Below are 1,454 nucleotides of genomic sequence, written 5' to 3' on the forward strand. Positions count from 1 at the left end.
ACCTGCCCCAGGATGTGCTGGCGGTCTATCGCCCTGGTTGCCTGCCTCCCATTACAGATGATGCACTGATCCAGTGGCTGGAATACATGATTGATATATCCGCGGATGATGACGATGAGGAGCTGGAGCGACAGGCGGACACGATGATCTGCGAGTTGAAGCAGGAGGGGCGCGGGACTTATCGTTTGCAGATGCGCGATGCCCTGGAATTCCTGCGCGACAGCGCACGCGACGACTGACTACCAACCGGCCACGGACGGCTACAATTTAGGAGACTATGAAATGAAAAACGAAACTAAACCCTGTTCGCGTCTTGTCATCGTAATTGAGGGCGACATGATTCAGTCGATTATCGCTGACAATCCGGATTCTGCACCGGATATTGCTATCGTAGATTATGATGCTGACGATTACGCGGATTATGAACTGCGCCACATCACACAGGATGACGGTACCCGGTCGATGGCGCACGTTAGAGAACTGTACGTAGAAGAGGCGAGTATAGATCTCGATAATGTATTCCTGTGAGACTGACTACCACAGGCCACGGACGGCTGCAAATTAGGAGAATGATATGAAAGAAATCCTCGAGAAATACGGGCTTGATAGGCTCAAACTCCTTACTCCCAGCACGACGCAGTACTACGTACTACACTGGCAGCGTGGGCTATACAACGCAGTTACCTCGTCCGCATCGGATGACGACTTGGCACAACTGGCACATGCGATTCGGCAACGCGCCTATGCTAGAGGTTTTGGTCTGATGGATGTATACGAGATCCTTTGCACTAGACGTGACAGGCTGCTGATAGACGCAGCAAAAGATGTACTGGTAACCCTGCGCGACAACGCACGCAAAGGAATTGACGATTGACAACCAACAGGCCACGGACGGCTGCAAATTAGGAGACACATAAAAATGAGTATATTTTACATGGCAGCATCAGACAGCGAAGGAAAAGAGCGCTGCAAGGCTACGAAGCTTGGCCAGGCGAAGCGCGAGGCTACGAGGCGTTTTTCCAAGCGCTATAGTAATGGATATATCTACCTGATCGAGGTCGAAGCCGCAGATGTGGATGCAGGTCTGGGCGAGGCTAAGATCCTCAGCTCACACACCCGGTACGCTTCAAGGGGGAATCGCTGGTTCCGTAGGGATCTGATCCTGGAATTTGACACATTAGTCATTGTGGAGAAACTGAAATGAATATCACAGATAAAGAGCTGAAACAGGAATTGAGCAAGCTATCACAGTACGCCTACATCGATTGCGGAGACTCAGAAGACCCCGGCGCGCTGCTGGCCACGCTGGCGGGCCCGTATACCGCAGTACAGATTTTCGATAGCTATGAGGATTCCCCCTCCTGGAATATTGTGGCACGACAGCGATTTGACTTTAAGCCGATCAACCCGATCTACGTTCGCACGCACCGGGTAAGTAAAGACCAGTGTATAGC

The 1,454-nt window shown here is 51.5% G+C and carries 5 protein-coding genes; all 5 read left to right on the forward strand.

Going from position 1 to position 1,454, the window contains the following annotated elements:
* Positions 1-239: hypothetical protein (locus tag ACOCD2_RS19760; RefSeq protein ID WP_419625937.1), on the forward strand; the 239-nt coding region annotated here is incomplete at its 5' end.
* Between the two features lie 43 nt (positions 240-282).
* On the forward strand, positions 283-528 hold the full coding sequence (locus tag ACOCD2_RS19765) for a hypothetical protein (protein ID WP_419625938.1): 246 nt from the start codon (positions 283-285) through the stop codon (positions 526-528).
* Between the two features lie 46 nt (positions 529-574).
* Positions 575-874: a hypothetical protein gene (locus ACOCD2_RS19770; RefSeq protein ID WP_419625939.1), complete on the forward strand. Its 300-nt coding sequence runs from the start codon at positions 575-577 to the stop codon at positions 872-874.
* Between the two features lie 45 nt (positions 875-919).
* Positions 920-1,204 carry a hypothetical protein gene (locus ACOCD2_RS19775; protein WP_419589556.1) on the forward strand — a complete coding sequence of 95 codons (285 nt, stop codon included), beginning with the start codon at positions 920-922 and terminating at the stop codon, positions 1,202-1,204.
* A partial coding sequence (locus tag ACOCD2_RS19780; protein WP_419625941.1) for a hypothetical protein occupies positions 1,201-1,454 on the forward strand: 254 nt, incomplete at its 3' end. The genes ACOCD2_RS19775 and ACOCD2_RS19780, both read left to right, overlap by 4 nt.

The organism is Thiolapillus sp. (assembly GCF_048562965.1).
In the GTDB taxonomy this organism is placed as follows: Bacteria; Pseudomonadota; Gammaproteobacteria; order Chromatiales; family Chromatiaceae; genus Thiolapillus; species Thiolapillus brandeum_A.